General features: G+C 67.1%; 13 protein-coding genes and 4 tRNA genes. All 17 read left to right on the top strand.

Going from position 1 to position 15,600, the window contains the following annotated elements; all coding sequences use genetic code 11:
• Positions 1-120: 120 nt before the first annotated feature.
• A tRNA-Thr gene (locus tag ABS52_14540) sits at positions 121-193 on the top strand.
• A 39-nt stretch (positions 194-232) separates the two neighbouring features.
• Positions 233-315 (top strand) — tRNA-Tyr (locus ABS52_14535).
• A gap of 38 nt (positions 316-353) precedes the next feature.
• Positions 354-426: transfer RNA gene (locus ABS52_14530), tRNA-Gly, on the top strand.
• A 79-nt stretch (positions 427-505) separates the two neighbouring features.
• Positions 506-578, top strand: a tRNA-Thr gene (locus tag ABS52_14525).
• Positions 579-722: 144 nt separating this feature from the next.
• Positions 723-875, top strand: coding sequence for a 50S ribosomal protein L33 (locus tag ABS52_14520; GenBank protein ODT02324.1), 153 nt, complete (start codon positions 723-725; stop codon positions 873-875).
• Positions 876-877: 2 nt separating this feature from the next.
• A complete protein-coding gene (locus ABS52_14515) occupies positions 878-1,105 on the top strand; it encodes a preprotein translocase subunit SecE (protein ODT02323.1) in 228 nt (75 codons plus the stop codon).
• Positions 1,106-1,108: 3 nt separating this feature from the next.
• Entirely contained in the window at positions 1,109-1,666 is a 558-nt protein-coding gene (locus tag ABS52_14510) for a transcription termination/antitermination factor NusG (protein ODT02322.1), read from the top strand.
• A 370-nt stretch (positions 1,667-2,036) separates the two neighbouring features.
• Entirely contained in the window at positions 2,037-2,462 is a 426-nt protein-coding gene (locus ABS52_14505; protein ID ODT02321.1) for a 50S ribosomal protein L11, read from the top strand.
• Positions 2,462-3,154 (top strand): 50S ribosomal protein L1, encoded by a 693-nt coding sequence (locus ABS52_14500; protein ODT02320.1) that lies wholly within the window; start codon positions 2,462-2,464, stop codon positions 3,152-3,154. The genes ABS52_14505 and ABS52_14500 overlap by 1 nt, the downstream gene beginning before the upstream one ends.
• A gap of 6 nt (positions 3,155-3,160) precedes the next feature.
• On the top strand, positions 3,161-3,643 hold the full coding sequence (locus ABS52_14495; GenBank protein ODT02319.1) for a 50S ribosomal protein L10: 483 nt from the start codon (positions 3,161-3,163) through the stop codon (positions 3,641-3,643).
• A gap of 135 nt (positions 3,644-3,778) precedes the next feature.
• Entirely contained in the window at positions 3,779-4,165 is a 387-nt protein-coding gene (locus ABS52_14490) for a 50S ribosomal protein L7/L12 (GenBank protein ID ODT02318.1), read from the top strand.
• Positions 4,166-4,465: 300 nt separating this feature from the next.
• A complete protein-coding gene (locus ABS52_14485) occupies positions 4,466-9,112 on the top strand; it encodes a DNA-directed RNA polymerase subunit beta (protein ID ODT02317.1) in 4,647 nt (1,548 codons plus the stop codon).
• Positions 9,113-9,115: 3 nt separating this feature from the next.
• A complete protein-coding gene (locus ABS52_14480; protein ID ODT02316.1) occupies positions 9,116-13,426 on the top strand; it encodes a DNA-directed RNA polymerase subunit beta' in 4,311 nt (1,436 codons plus the stop codon).
• 209 nt (positions 13,427-13,635) lie between these two features.
• Complete coding sequence (locus tag ABS52_14475; protein ID ODT02315.1) at positions 13,636-14,040, top strand: 30S ribosomal protein S12; 405 nt, start codon at positions 13,636-13,638, stop codon at positions 14,038-14,040.
• A complete protein-coding gene (locus tag ABS52_14470; GenBank protein ID ODT02314.1) occupies positions 14,037-14,507 on the top strand; it encodes a 30S ribosomal protein S7 in 471 nt (156 codons plus the stop codon). Before ABS52_14475 ends, ABS52_14470 begins: the two co-directional genes overlap by 4 nt.
• Before the next feature lie 352 nt (positions 14,508-14,859).
• Complete coding sequence (locus tag ABS52_14465) at positions 14,860-15,162, top strand: hypothetical protein (GenBank protein ID ODT02313.1); 303 nt, start codon at positions 14,860-14,862, stop codon at positions 15,160-15,162.
• A complete protein-coding gene (locus ABS52_14460) occupies positions 15,146-15,598 on the top strand; it encodes a hypothetical protein (GenBank protein ODT02312.1) in 453 nt (150 codons plus the stop codon). The genes ABS52_14465 and ABS52_14460 overlap by 17 nt, the downstream gene beginning before the upstream one ends.
• Positions 15,599-15,600 lie beyond the last annotated feature (2 nt).

Below are 15,600 nucleotides of genomic sequence, written 5' to 3'. Positions count from 1 at the left end.
AGGGGTCTGGGGGGTGGGGTGCCGGGGCGAGGCGCGGGGGAGTCTGGTGTATCTGGTTGAGTTGACACGAGTTGCAGGTCCCACTATCGTATGTGTCTCGCGCAAAATGGCGGGGAAGTCGCTGACGTAGCTCAGTTGGTAGAGCTCCTGATTTGTAATCAGGTGGTCGCGAGTTCGAGTCTCGCCGTCAGCTTGCCGGGGACGCGGGCGGGGGCGATGCAGCGGGGCGTTAGGTGGGGTACCCAAGTGGCCAACGGGAGCAGACTGTAAATCTGCCGGCGTATGCCTTCGAAGGTTCGAATCCTTCCCCCACCATCGGAGGGCGTTGCGGGAGTCGTTAGGTATGGCACGATGCGGGAGTAGCTCAGTTGGTAGAGCGCGAGCCTTCCAAGCTTGAGGTCGCGGGTTCGAGCCCCGTCTCCCGCTCTGTAGGGTTGGCCGGTGGGGCGAGGGGCGGGAGGGGAGGGGAGGGCCGGCAGTTGGCTTGTAGGTGTGGCACGAGGTCGCACGCGTAGCTCAGTCGGTAGAGCACACCCTTGGTAAGGGTGAGGTCACCGGTTCAATCCCGGTCGCGTGCTTGGGGCGGGTGCAGCGCCCTGGCGGGCGTGGCAGGTGCAGGTCCGCAAATGCAATTCCGTCGAGGGATGAGGCTGGTGCCCGGCATGGTGGGGCGCTGAGGCCTCGTCTTCTCGTCTTCTCGTCTTCTCGTCTTCTGGTGTTCCATGCCTCGCGACAAGATCATCCTCGCCTGCGGCGAGTGTAAGAACCGGAACTACTTCACCACGAAGAACAAGCGCACGCACCCCGAGCGCGTGGAGTGGAAGAAGTACTGCCCGCGCTGCAACAAGCACCAGACGCACAAGGAAACGAAGTAGCCGTGACTACCCAAGCTGCCAGCGCGAGCTGGGTGCAACGCCTCGTCGCCTTCTATCACGACGTGATGGCCGAGATGCGGAAGGTGACGTGGCCTGACGTGCCGCAGGTGCGCCAGCTGTCCATCGGGGTCATCGTGCTGTCGCTCTTCATCGGCGGCGTCATCGCCCTGATGGACCTGGTGTTCCAGCAGGTGCTCGTGCGCTGGATCCCCTCGCTGTTCGGGGGCTGAGCCGTGGAACACCGCTGGTACGCCATCCAGACGACGGCCGGTCACGAGAACAAGGTCAAGTCGCTCATCCAGCGGAAGATCGAGCAGGATCCCCGCGCGCCGGAGGAGCGGCTGATCCGTCAGGCGCTCGTCCCGACGCAGGAAGTCGTGGAGATCAAGAACGGCAAGAAGGTCACGGTCGAGCGCAAGCTGTATCCCGGCTACGTGCTCGTCGAGATGCTCTGGAACCAGGAGACGGCGCACATCATCAACGGAATCCAGGGCGTCATCAAGTTCGTGCAGCACGGCCTGGGCGCTCCCACCCGGGAGCCGATGGCGCTTCGGCCGGAGGAAGTCCGGCGCCTGCTCGGGATCGCCGAGGAGGTCGAGGAAGCCGCGCCGCGCGAGGAGATCCCGTTCCTGGTCGGCCAGGCCGTGGCGATCACGGAGGGGCCGTTCACCGACTTCAACGGCACGGTCGAGGAAGTGATGCCCGACAAGGGGAAGGTCCGCGTCATGGTCTCCCTCTTCGGGCGCCCGACCTCGGTCGAGCTCGACTACTTGCAGCTGAAGGCCTATTGACGGGATCCCGGCGCCCGCCGGCACCGGGGGGCGCCCGGAGACAGGACACGACGCACGACAGGCAGGGCAAGACGCCGGGGGATCGGCGGGGGCGTGAGGGAACTGCAGCGCCCCGGTTCGACAGGATCCCGGTGCAGGTGCGCCAGAGCGCGGGCAACCGCCCCTCGGCGACCGATGCAGTCACCGGCCCTTGCGCGGGGCGGCCGCTCAGCGGCGAGGAGCGCACCGTCGGAAACCACGACGACGTGAAATACACGGTGGGAGTCTGGGCGCGCTCGATGGGTTTTCCGTCGGGCACGGCAGTGTGCCTGGCCGTGTGCACGGCCCTGCGCACCGCGGTGCATCACGCGCTCGCACGCAGAGGAGACCAATGGCAAAGAAGGTCAGCGGGTTCGTCAAGCTCCAGATCCCCGCGGGGCGCGCGAATCCGGCTCCTCCGGTGGGTACGGCTCTCGGCCCGCAGGGGATCAACATCATGCAGTTCTGCAAGGAGTTCAACGCTCGGACGCAGAGCCAGGATGGCTTGATCCTCCCCGTCGAGATCACGATCTACTCGGACAAGTCGTTCACCTTCATCCTCAAGACGCCGCCCGCGGCGATCCTGATCATGAAGGAGCTCGGACTGGAAAAGGGGTCGGGGCAGCCCAACCGCGTGAAGGTCGGATCGATCAGCAAGGCGCAGGTCAAGAAGATTGCCGAAGTGAAGATGCCGGACCTCAACTGTGACTCGATCGAGTCGGCCATGTCGATGGTGGCAGGCGCCGCGCGCTCGATGGGAGTCGAGGTGAAGGACTGATGCGCACTCACGGCAAGCAGTTCACCACCGCGGCGAAGAAGGTCGATGCGGCGCTGTCGTACCAGGCGCGCCAGGCGCTCGAGCTCGTGAAGAGCTCCGCCTTCGCCAAGTTCGACGAGACCGTCGAGGTCGCGGTCCGTCTGGGGGTCGATCCGCGCCACGCCGACCAGGTCGTGCGCGGGACGGTCGTCCTCCCGGCCGGCACCGGGAAGACGGTCCGGGTCCTCGTCATCGCCGTCGGTGAGAAGGCGCGCGAGGCGGAGGAGGCCGGGGCCGACTTCGTCGGCGTCGAGAACCTCCAGAAGATCAAGGACGGCTGGCTCGACTTCGACGTGATGATCGCCACCCCCGACCAGATGGGCCAGGTGGGCCAGCTGGGGCGCGTGCTCGGTCCCCGCGGACTGATGCCGAACCCCAAGGCCGGGACGGTCACCATGAACGTGGGGCAGGCAGTTCGCGAGTCCAAGGCGGGGAAGATCGAGTTCCGCGTGGACAAGGGCGGCAACGTGCATGCGGCCATCGGCAAGGTGTCGTTCGGGATCGAGGCGCTCGAGACCAACTTCACCGCCTTCATGGACCAGATCGTCCGGTCCAAGCCGGCGGCGGCCAAGGGCGTGTACGTCAAGAACGTCTCGGTCTCCAGCACCATGGGCCCCGGCGTTCGCGTGGACACCACTCCGTATCGGGGTTAACGAGCGATGAAGAAATCCGAGAAGGAGCAGCTCGTTACCGAGCTCAGCGACAAGATCAAGGGCGCAACCGCGCTCTACTTCACCGACTTCACCGGGCTCAACGTGAAGCGGATGACCGAGCTGCGCCGCCGCCTCCGCAAGGCCGGCGTCGAGTACGTCGTCATCAAGAACACCCTCGCGATCCGGGCCGTGAACGAGAGCGGCCTCACCGGAGGCCGCCTCAAGGGGCCAACGGGCGTGGTGGTGGCCAAGGACGCGATCACGGCCGCCAAGGTGCTGGTCGACTTCGCGAAGGAGAACGACCAGAAGCCCGCCGTGAAGGGGGGGCTGTACGAAGGGAACGCCGTCGACGACGCGACCATCAAGAAGCTCGCGACGCTCCCGACGCGTGAGGAGGCACTGTCGCAGTTCGTCAGCGCGCTCAACAGTGTCCTGATGATGTTCGCCCTCGCCCTCGAAGCGAGAAAGGAGCAGCTCGAGAACGCCTAAGCCCCAGGCGAGACGGGAGACGGGAGTCGGGAGTCGGGAGCAGCACCCCGCGCCGCCATCCCTTCACTCCCCCGCCATGGAATTGTGAACCAACAATCCCAGGATCGCCTGGGTCCCACACGGAGAATACAGATCATGCCTACGACCCTGAGCAAGGACGAGATCCTCGACGCGATCGGCAGCATGTCGGTCATCGAGCTCGCCGACCTCATCGAAGCCTTCAAGTCCAAGTTCAACGTCACCATCGCGGCCGTCGCCGCCGGTGGTGCGGCTGGCGGTGCGGCCGCGGCGGCCCCGGCGGCCGAGGAGCAGACGGAGTTCAGCGTCGTGCTCAAGGAAGCCGGCGCCAAGAAGATCCAGGTCATCAAGGTCGTCCGCGAGCTGACGGGCCTCGGCCTGAAGGAAGCCAAGGACCTCGTCGACAGCGCGCCGAAGGAGATCAAGGCCGGCGTGTCCAAGGACGAAGCCGCCCAGATCAAGGCGAAGCTGGAAGCCGAAGGCGCGGCGGTGGAGGTCAAGTAAGGAAGGGCGGACGGGAGACGGGAGACGGGGGACGGGAGTGCTCGCTGCGTGGCAGCTCGCGACCCCCTCGGGATTCAGGATGACGCGGCGGCCCAAGGCCGCCGCCCTCCCGTCTCCCGTCCTCCGTCTCCCGTCTCCCGTCTCCCTTACTCCTTCAGCTCCAGCCTCCGCTCAGTGATTCAGCCGTACCGTACCACTTCCGCAGCTCCTTCCTCCGCCTCCCTCTCGATCGCGCCAATCGCGGCGCGCCCGGGAGTGGGGCCGTTTTCGCCTGTGCGCGGGTGAAACATGCCTGAATTGATGAAGCAGATCACATTTGGAAAGCTCGACGAAGGAATGGGGATGCCCCATCTCCTCGACATCCAGACCCGAGCGTTCGAGACGCTCCTCCAGCTGGATGCGGCCTCGCACGACCGTGAGGACATCGGCCTCGAGCGTGTCTTCAAGGATCTCTTCCCCATCACCGACGTCCACGAGAACTTCTCGCTGGAGTTCGTCAAGTACAACCTTGGCGAGCCGAAGTACTCCGTCGAGGAGTGCATCGAGCGGGACATGACCTACTCGGCGCCGCTCAAGGCGACGCTGCGCCTGGTCATCAACGAGGACGTCAACGGCGTCAAGCGCCCGCGCAACATCATCGAGAAGGAAGTCTACCTCGGCGAGTTGCCGCTCCTCACCGACCTCGGCACGTTCGTCATCAACGGCGCCGAGCGCGTGATCGTGAGCCAGCTGCACCGCTCGCCGGGCGTCGTCTTCGAGGAGTCGACGCACCCCAACGGGCAGCGCCTCATCTCCTCGCGCATCATCCCGTTCCGCGGGTCGTGGGTGGAGTTCACGGTCGACATCCACGACGTGATCTACGTCCACATCGACAAGAAGAAGAAGTTCCCGGCCACGGCCCTGTTGCGCGCCTTCGGCTATGGCGCCAACTCGGACATCCTCCGGCTCTTCTTCGCCGTCCGCGACCTCGACCTCACGAAGAAGCGTGAGGGGCGCGCCGAGACGCGCGAGGTCCTGGGCGCCATCGTCGCCGAGGACATCACGCTGGCCGGCGAGGAGGCCGACCCGGACGCTCCCAAGGCCAAGACGAAGAAGGCCCGCGCCGCCGCCGAGCGCGCCGCCGCCGACCTCCTCGTCCGCGAGGGCGACGAGCTCACCGAGGAGATCCTCAACCGCCTCGTGCGCCAGGGGATCAAGACCATCAAGGTCTTCTCGTCGTACATGACGATCGACCTCCGCGACGAGGTGGACGCGATCGAGCGCGGGGAGCGCCCGGCGCCGCGCGTCCTGTCGCACGACGTGGTCGACCCCGAGACGGGGGAGGTCGTCGCCGACGCCGGGGCCGCGCTCAAGGAGTCGCTCATCAAGCGCATCCGGAAGGCCGACATCGTGAAGGTGCAGGTCTTCGTTCCGTCGGGACGTGCCGAGTCGGCGCTGATCAAGAACACGATCGGCAAGGACCCGACGGACCCGAAGCACATCACCCCCGAGGAGCGCAAGAAGCAGGGGTGGGGGAACGATCCGGAGGCGGGTGAGGGGAAGGCGCTGAACTCGATCTACACGCTGCTGCGCCCGGGCGACGCGCCCAACAAGGAGACGGCGAAGCAGGCGCTCGAGCGCCTCTTCTTCTCCCCCAAGCGCTACGACCTCGGACGCGTGGGGCGCTACAAGATCAACCAGCGCCTCGGCCTCAAGGAGAAGGCGAGCACGACGGTCCTCACCAAGGAGGACTTCATCGCCATCCTCCGCTACCTCGTGGAGCTCCACGAGGGGCGCGGCTACGTCGATGACATCGACCACCTGGGGAACCGTCGCATCCGGTCGGTCGGCGAGCTCATCGCCAACCAGTTCTCGGTCGGCCTCTCCCGCATGGCGCGCCTGGTCAAGGAGCGCATGTCGATCAACACCGACCCGGAGAAGATCTCGCTCGACGACCTGGTCAACGCGCGCACGGTGAGCGCGGTGATCCAGGCGTTCTTCGGCTCGTCGCAGCTGTCGCAGTTCATGGACCAGACGAACCCGCTGGCCGAGCTGACGCACAAGCGGCGCCTCTCGGCGCTTGGCCCTGGCGGGCTCACGCGCGAGCGCGCGGGCTTCGAGGTGCGCGACGTGCACTACTCGCAGTACGGGCGCATGTGCCCGATCGAGACGCCGGAAGGGCCGAACATCGGCCTCATCACGTCGCTGGCGTGCTTTGCGCGGGTCAACGACCTGGGCTTCGTCGAGACGCCCTACCTGGTGGTCAAGAACGGGAAGGTGACGAAGGAGCTCGCCTGGCTCGACGCCAATCGCGAGGAGGAGACGGTCATCGCGCAGGCCAACGCCAAGCTCAACGCCGACGGCTCGTTCGCCGACGACCTGGTGCTGTGCCGCTGGCGCGACGACTTCCCGGCGGTCTCGCCGGATCGCATCGACTTCATGGACGTGGCGCCCGAGCAGCTGGTCTCGATCGCCGCCGCGATCATCCCGTTCCTCGAGCATGACGACGCGAACCGGGCGCTGATGGGGTCGAACATGCAGCGACAGGCGGTCCCGCTCGTCAACCCGCAGACCCCGCTCGTGGGGACGGGGCTGGAGGCGAAGGTGGCCCGGGACTCCGGCGCGGTGGTGATCGCGCGGCGTTCGGGGGTGGTGACGCGTGTGACGGCCGACGAGATCATCGTCGACGCCGGCCCGGCCGAGCGAACGCGCACGGCCGACGACAAGCCGCTCGAGCGCCTCACGCAGCAGGACCGTTACAAGATCAAGAAGTACTGGCGCACCAACCAGGACACCGCCATCAACCAGCGCCCGATCGTCCGCCTTGGCCAGAAGGTGAAGGCTGGCGACGTGCTGGCCGACGGCGCGGCGACCGAGATGGGGCAGCTGGCGCTGGGCTCGAACGTCCTGGTGGCGTTCATGCCGTGGTACGGGCACAATTTCGAGGACGCCATCGTCCTCTCCGAGCGCCTGGTGAAGGATGACGTGTACTCGTCGATCCACATCCAGGAGCTCGAACTGCACGTGCGCGACACCAAGCGCGGGCAGGAGGAGATCACGCGCGAGATCCCGAACGTCGCCGAGGAGTCGCTGGTCGACCTCGACGAGCGCGGCATCGTGCGCATCGGCGCCCACGTGAAGCCGGGCGACATCCTGGTCGGCAAGATCACGCCGAAGGGAGAGACGGAGCTGTCGCCGGAAGAGAAGCTCCTGACCGCGATCTTCGGCGAGAAGGCGAAGGACGTGAAGGACTCGTCGCTGAAGGTGTCGCCGGGGATGGAGGGCGTGGTCATCGACGTGAAGATCTTCTCGCGCATCGAGGACCAGGTGGTCGAGAAGGACCGCGGGGAGCGCATCGGTGAGGTGCGGCGCCTCGAGGGCGAGGAGAAGGTGCGCGTCAACGAGGTGCGCGACGAGGAGCTGAAGGTGCTGCTCGAAGGGCAGACGGTGGCGCTGGCGCTCAAGGCAGGGACGGTGGAGGAAGGGATCGCCACCGGGACGGTGCTGACGAAGGAGATCCTGCGCGACCTGCGCTTCGCCCAGCTCGACCTCAAGACCTTCCGGGTGGAGAACAAGAAGGTCAACGACCGGATGCGCGAGATCATCGACGCGGCCAACGAGGAGAAGGCGCGCCTCGAGGAGAAGGCGGAGGAGCGCATCGACCGCATCCTGCAGCCGGACGAGCTCCCGCCGGGGGTGATCCAGCTGGTGAAGGTGTACCTGGCGGAGAAGCGCAAGATCTCGGTGGGTGACAAGATGGCCGGCCGCCACGGGAACAAGGGCATCGTGGCCCGGGTCGTCCCCGAGGAGGACATGCCGTTCCTTCCCGACGGGCGTCCGGTCGACATCGTGCTCAACCCGTTAGGCGTGCCGTCGCGGATGAACGTGGGGCAGATCCTCGAGACCCACCTGGGGTGGGCGGCGCGGATCCTCGGGTTCTATGCCAAGACGCCGGTCTTCCAGGGGGCCAACGAGCGCGAGATCGGCATGCTGCTGAAGCTCGCCGGGCTGTCCTGGGCCCGCGAGACGATGGGGCTGACGGGCACGGCGCTGGGCATCGGCGACGAGGACATCCGGCACATCACCCGGGACTTCCGCCCCGACACGTCGGCGCCGGAACAGGTGGCGCTGCTGGCCGACGCGTCGATCAACGACCTCGGTGGTCGCGCGATGACGGCCGAGACCAAGGACGTGTTCAACCGGGTGCGCGAGTTCCTGGCGTACGCGGCGCGCACGCTGGCCGAGCGTGAGGAGGCGGAGCTGAAGAACCAGCTCGCCTTCCACCAGGTGGCCTGCGAGGACGAGTCGGCGACGCCGCAGTACCGCGCCGAGATGAAGGCGGCCGCCAGGGCGGTCGAGAAGCGCCTCGGGCGCTCGGCGCAGGAGGTCCTCGAGGATCTCGAGCTCCCGGCGCTGGCGGCCATGCTGGGCAAGAAGTCCGAGGCCGACGTGGAGAAGGCGGCAATCGAGCTGATGCGCCTGGCGGGGATCACCCCCGGCGGGAAGATGCAGCTGCGCGACGGCCGCAGCGGCGAGCGCTTCGCCTTCCCGGTGACGGTGGGCGAGATCTACATGCTCAAGCTGTCGCACCTGGTCGACGACAAGATCCACGCGCGCTCCATCGGCCCCTACTCGCTCGTCACCCAGCAGCCGCTGGCCGGCAAGGCGCAGTTTGGTGGCCAGCGCTTCGGGGAGATGGAGGTGTGGGCGCTGGAGGCGTACGGCGCCGCCCACACCCTGCAGGAGATCCTGACGGTCAAGTCGGACGACGTGAACGGCCGGTCGCGCGTGTACGAGGCGATCGTGAAGGGGCAGAACCTCCCCGAGCCGGGGACCCCCGAGTCGTTCAACGTCCTCGTCAAGGAACTGCAGGCGCTGGGCATCTACGTGAAGATGGGGGCGAAGGGTGAGGCGAACGGGAACGGCGCCGCAGGCGGCGCCGGATTCACCACCGAAGGTGAGGTGTAACCCATGATCGATTTCCGCAGCGCGCGCGAGACGCGTGCCTCGTCGTTCGACTACATCCAGGTCCGCATCGCGTCGCCGGAGGAGATCCGCGGCCCGAAGGACCCGAAGGAGCGCGAGCGCCAGGAGATGCAGGGGCTCCGGCAGTGGTGGTCGTGGGGCGAGGTCACCAAGCCCGAGACGATCAACTACCGCTCGTTCAAGCCGGAGAAGGACGGCCTGTTCTGCGAGCGCATCTTCGGCCCGGTGAAGGACTGGGAGTGCCATTGCGGCAAGTACAAGCGCATCCGCTACCGCGGGGTCATCTGCGACCGCTGCGGCGTCGAGGTCACGCTGTCCAAGGTGCGCCGCGAGCGCATGGGACACATCGAGCTCGCCGTCCCGGTGGCGCACATCTGGTTCTTCAAGACGCTCCCCTCGCCGATGGGGAACCTGCTCGACCTCACGCTCCGTGACCTCGAGAAGGTCATCTACTACTCGAACTACGTCGTCATCGAGCCGGGCAACCAGGAGGTCCGGGCCAACCAGCTCCTCGACGAGGACCTGTACCTGGACCTGAAGGCGAAGGCGAAGGAGGAGGGTGACACCCTCTTCCAGGCCGACATCGGGGCGCCGGCGGTGCGCGAGCTCCTCAAGCGCATCGACGTCGACAAGGTCGCCGAGCAGCTGCGCCGCAGCGTCGTCGACGAGTCGTCGCAGCATCGCAAGAAGCAGATGCTCAAGCGGCTCAAGATCGTCGACGCCTTCCGCAACTCGGGCGATGCCGGCGGCGTGCGCAACAAGCCGGAGTGGATGATCATGGACGTGATCCCGGTGATCCCGCCCGATCTCCGTCCGCTGGTCCCGCTCGACGGCGGGCGCTTCGCCACCTCCGACCTCAACGACCTGTACCGCCGCGTCATCAACCGCAACAACCGGTTGATGAAGCTCATCACGCACCGTGCGCCGGAGGTCATCCTCCGCAACGAGAAGCGCATGCTGCAGGAGGCGGTCGACGCCCTGTTCGACAACGGGCGCCGTTCGAAGGCGATTCGCGGCCGCGGCAAGCGCCCGCTCAAGTCGCTCTCCGACATGCTCAAGGGGAAGCAGGGGCGCTTCCGCCAGAACCTGCTGGGCAAGCGCGTCGACTACTCGGGGCGTTCGGTCATCGTCGTCGGACCCGAGCTCAAGCTGCACCAGTGCGGCCTCCCGAAGGCCATGGCGCTGGAGCTCTTCAAGCCGTTCATCATCCACAAGCTCGTCGAGAAGGGGATCGCCGAGACGGTCAAGCGCGCCAAGAAGATCGTGGAGCGCGAGAGCCCCGAGGTCTACGAGATCCTCGAGGAGATCATCAGGGACCACCCGGTGCTCCTCAACCGGGCGCCGACGCTGCACCGCCTGGGCATCCAGGCGTTCGAGCCGGTGCTCGTGGAAGGGAAGGCCATCCGCATCCACCCGCTCGTCTGCGCGGCGTTCAACGCCGACTTCGACGGCGACCAGATGGCGGTGCACGTCCCGCTGTCGTTCGAGGCCCAGCTGGAGGCGCGCCTCCTGATGCTCTCCTCGAACAACATCCTCAAGCCCTCCGATGGCCGCCCGATCTCGGAGCCGTCGCAGGACATCGTGCTCGGCTGCTACTTCGCCACCAAGCAGGGGGCCGACTTCGACAAGATCGCCAAGGATCCGAAGGCGGTCGCGAAGCTGCGGACCATCGGGAGCACGGCCGAGGCCGAGATGGCGCTGGCGATGGGGCGCGTGAAGCACCACACCCCGATCCGCTTCCTCGTGGACCGCGAGGGCGAGCACCGGTGGGTGGTCACCACGGTCGGTCGCGTGCTGTTCAACGCGATCATCCCGGCCGAGGTGAGCTTCCAGAACCGCGACATGAAGAAGAAGGCGCTCGGCGAGCTCGTCTTCGAGACCTTCCGCAAGGCGGGGCTCTCCAAGACGGTGGAGTTCCTCGACCGCCTGAAGGAGTTCGGCTTCGCCAACGCCACCCGCGGTGGCGTGTCGATCGGGATCGAGGACCTGCACATCCCGGGCGACAAGGCGACGCTGCTCAAGGAGGCCGAGGAGCGCGTCGAGCGCTTCCAGCGCGCCTACCAGACGGGCAACATCACGAACGGTGAGCGATACAACAAGGTCATCGACACCTGGACGCACGCGAATTCCGATGTCGCCGACGCGATGGTCAAGGCGATGCGCGAGTCGCACGCGGGCTTCAACCCGGTGTTCATGATGTTCGACTCCGGCTCCCGCGGCAGCCGCGACCAGATCCGCCAGCTGGCGGGGATGCGCGGCCTCATGGCCAAGCCGCAGAAGAAGCTCACCGGCGGCATCGGCGAGATCATCGAGAGCCCCATCAAGTCGAACTTCCGTGAAGGGCTCTCGGTGCTCGAGTACTTCATCTCGACGCACGGGGCGCGCAAGGGGCTGGCCGACACGGCGCTCAAGACCGCCGACGCCGGCTATCTCACGCGCCGTCTCGTCGACGTGGCGCAGGACGTCACGATCGCCGAGGAGGATTGCGGCACGATCCAGGGGCTCGAGGTCGCGGCGCTGAAGGAGGGCGAGGATGTCATCGAGGCGCTGTCGGAGCGCATCGTGGGCACCGTGGCCGCCGAGGACGTCGTGGATCCGCACGTGCGCGACGAGGCGGGGCGCTACCTGGTGCTCGCCGAGGCCGGCCAGCTCATCGACGAGGAGGCCGCGCGCGCGATCGAGGAGGCAGGGATCGACACCGTCAAGATTCGCTCGGTCCTCACCTGCGAGGCCAAGCGCGGGCTGTGCCGCATGTGCTACGGGCGCAACCTGGCGACCATGAAGATGGTCGACCTGGGCGAGGCGGTCGGGATCATCGCCGCGCAGTCCATCGGCGAGCCGGGGACGCAGCTCACGCTGCGCACCTTCCACATCGGTGGCACCGCGGCGCGTATCGCCGAGCAGACGGCCCGCCGGTCGAAGGTCGCGGGGATCATCGAGTTCGGCGATCGCCTCGTGACGGTGAAGAACCGCGAGGGGCAGCAGGTGGTCACCTCGTACGAGGGCGAGATCACCATCCGCGCGTCGGCCGACCCGAGCGCGGCGATCGCCGCGCGACTGGCGGTCCCGCTGGGCGCGACCCTGTTCGTGAAGGACAAGGACGAGGTGAAGAAGGAGCAGGTGATCTTCACCTGGGACCCGTACACCAACCCCATTCTCGCCGACGTCGAGGGGACGATCCGCTTCGTCGACATCGTGGAGGACGAGTCGGTGTCCGAGGAGCTGGACGAGCTCACCGGGCTGCGCCAGCGCGTCATCATCGAGGATCGCGAGAAGAAGCTTCACCCGCACATCGAGATCTGGCAGACGAAGGGCGGGAAGGAGAAGCGCGTCCGCGACTTCGTCATCCCGGTCGGCGCCGTGCTCGTCGCCGAGGATGGCGATGAGATCTTCGCCGGCGACACGATCGCGAAGGTGTCGCGTGAGGCGTACAAGACGCGCGACATCACGGGGGGCCTGCCGCGTGTGGCCGAGCTCTTCGAGGCGCGTCGCCCGAAGGACCCGGCGACCATCTCCGAGGTGGACGGCATCGTGCGCTTCGGCGACATCAAGCGCGGCAAGCGCGAGGTGTTCGTCACGCCGGGCCAGCCGGGGCAGGAGGCCGAGGGCGAGGCGCAGCTGTACGAGGTGCCCGCCGGCAAGCACTTGCGCGTGCACGAGGGCGACCGCGTGCGCGCCGGCGACCGCCTGACGGAAGGGCCGGTGAACCCGCACGACATCCTCCGCATCAAGGGGCCGCGTGCGGTGCAGGAGTACCTGCTCAACGAGGTGCAGGAGGTCTATCGCCTGCAGGGCGTGAAGATCTCCGACAAGCACATCGGCGTGATCGTGAAGCAGATGCTCCAGAAGGTCCGCATCGTCGATCCGGGCGACACGGAGTTCCTCGAGGGGGAGCACGTCGACAAGCAGGTGTTCCGCGAGCAGAACGATCGCGCGAAGAAGCGGAAGGAGAAGCCGGCGACGGCCGAACCGCTCCTGCTGGGGATCACGAAGGCGTCGCTGACGACGCAGTCGTTCATCTCGGCGGCGTCGTTCCAGGAGACCACGCGGGTCCTCACCGATGCCGCCATCCGCGGCGCGCGGGACGACCTGATGGGGCTCAAGGAGAACATCATCATCGGGCACCTCATCCCCGCCGGGACCGGGCAATACCGGTACAACGACGTGGAGATCGAGGGGGCGGAGCTTCCGCAGCCGACCCCGGAGCTGCCGATGACCGAGGAGCCGCTCCCCGGCGTCTTCTCGGCGAGCTTCGCCGACAGCACGTTCAGCTTCGGCGGGAACGACGAGCTGTAACCCGCGCCTGCGGGACCGTGTTCATGGGCGAGACGCCCGGGCCTCGTGCCCGGGCGTCTTCGTCAGGGGAGGGGTTCGGGGGCGACGGCCCGGCTCGTGTGGGGCATGCACCTTGCTTCCGCGAGTCGGGGCCTCTAATTTCATCGTTCTGTTCCGTGCCGCCCATACGGGGCGATCCACGTAGAAGTCGATTCACGAACTGGTTCTGGATGCCAACGATCAATCAGCTCGTCCGGCGCGCGCGCAAGGACGTTCTCAAGAAGGAAAAGTCGCCGGCGCTCAAGGCGAATCCGTTCCGCCGCGGTGTGTGCACCCGCGTGTACACCACCACGCCCAAGAAGCCGAACTCGGCGCTGCGCAAGGTGGCCAAGGTTCGCCTGACGAACCAGATCGAAGTGATCGCCTACATTCCGGGTGAAGGGCACAACCTGCAGGAGCACTCGATCGTGCTCGTGCGCGGTGGCCGTGTGAAGGACCTCCCCGGGGTGCGTTACCACATTGTCCGCGGGACCCTGGACGCCGCTGGCGTCAATGGCCGCAACCGCAGCCGTTCGAAGTACGGCACCAAGAAGCCCAAGGCGGGCGCCGCCCCTGCTGGAGGTAAGAAGAAGTGAGCCGCCGTAAGAAGTCGGTGAAGCGTCCCGTTCTCGCGGATGCGCGCTATGACAGCCAGACTGTCTCGAAGTTCATCAACTCCCTGATGTTCGAAGGGAAGAAGTCCAACGCCGAGCGCCTCTTCTACGGGGCCATGGACATCGTCGAGTCCAAGACGAGCCAGCCGGGCGTGAACGTCTTCAAGCAGGCGCTGGCGAACCTCAAGCCGGTCATCGAGGTCAAGTCGCGCCGCGTCGGCGGCGCCACCTACCAGGTCCCGGTCGAAGTGCGCCCCGAGCGCCGCACGGCCCTGGCCATGCGCTGGCTCATCAGCTACTCGCGCGATCGCAACGAGAAGTCGATGGCCGAGAAGCTCGCCGCCGAGGTCATCGCCGCCTCGAAGGGCGAAGGCAACGCGGTCAAGAAGAAGGAAGACACCCACCGCATGGCCGAGGCCAACAAGGCTTTCGCGCACTACCGCTGGTAGGCTCATTTCGGGATGTGGCGTAGCGGGCGGCCTTCGGGCCGCCCGCTGTCGTTTTGGCGCGGCATTCCCTGTGGGGCGCTTGCACGCTGTCACCCCGCGTGTCGAGATTTCCGCCGGTGGTGCCGCCCCCCTCCGGGATCGCACGGGCGCCTGGATCCCGGAAGGCGGGGCACCAAATCTGCACTGGGGCGTGGGAAGGAGTGGTGGGGGCGACGGGTGCCCAACGCGTTGCCGGGCCGTCGAACCGGCCGTGCCTGCCACGTCGGTGCGTGTGACCGATGCACGCGCCGGTGAGTCGTAGTCGCGGTGTCCATTCGAGTCGGGAGGCGTTGTGGTGTCGAGTACTGACAGGTTGCTGCCGAGGCCATCGGAGTCCGCGATCTTCCGGGCCCTTCCCGAGGGAGGAGTCCTGTTCTCGACGACCAGCGAGGTCTACTTCGGCGTGAACACCGTCGGTGCCCGCATCTGGGAGCTCCTCCCCCCGGCGACCCGGACGTTCGACGAGCTCTGCGCCGCCCTGGTGGCCGACTACTCCGACGTCAGTGCCGAGGTGGTCCGGGGCGATGCCCGGCGGTTCCTGGAACAGCTCGCCGCCAACGGACTCGTGACACCGCCGCGCCCGGAGGACGACGCCTCCGATGCGACTCGTCCGTAAGCTCCTGACGCTCTCGGCGCGCGAATGGCGCGACCTGCTGGCGGCGCAGTGGTCGCTCTGGCAAGCGCAGTGGGCGCTGCGCCGCCGCCCGACCGGCGCCTTGCTCGACGACTGGAGTGCCGGCCATCCGGCGTCCGGGGGGACGGCGGATCCCCGCCAGCTGCCACGCGCGAGGGAGATCGGCGACGCCGTGCGCCGGGTCGCGCTGCACGGCCTCACCCGTCCGCAGTGCCTGGCGCGCTCGCTGGCGATCACCACGCTCCTCGAGCGCGAGGGGATCGCCGGCGCGATCGTCCGCATCGGCGTGCGTCCTGACGACGCGCGCATCGCCGCGCACGCCTGGGTCGAGTTCTCGGGCGAGATCGTGGGCGATTCGCGGGCGCACGTGCGTGGCTTCGAGCTGCTGGCCACGGCGCACGGCGGCGGCAAGCGTTAGGC

Source organism: Gemmatimonadetes bacterium SCN 70-22, from assembly GCA_001724275.1.
Lineage (GTDB): Bacteria > Gemmatimonadota > Gemmatimonadetes > Gemmatimonadales > Gemmatimonadaceae > SCN-70-22.
Note: the sequence above shows the minus strand (reverse complement) of the source record. Positions and strands in the feature narration are given on the sequence as shown.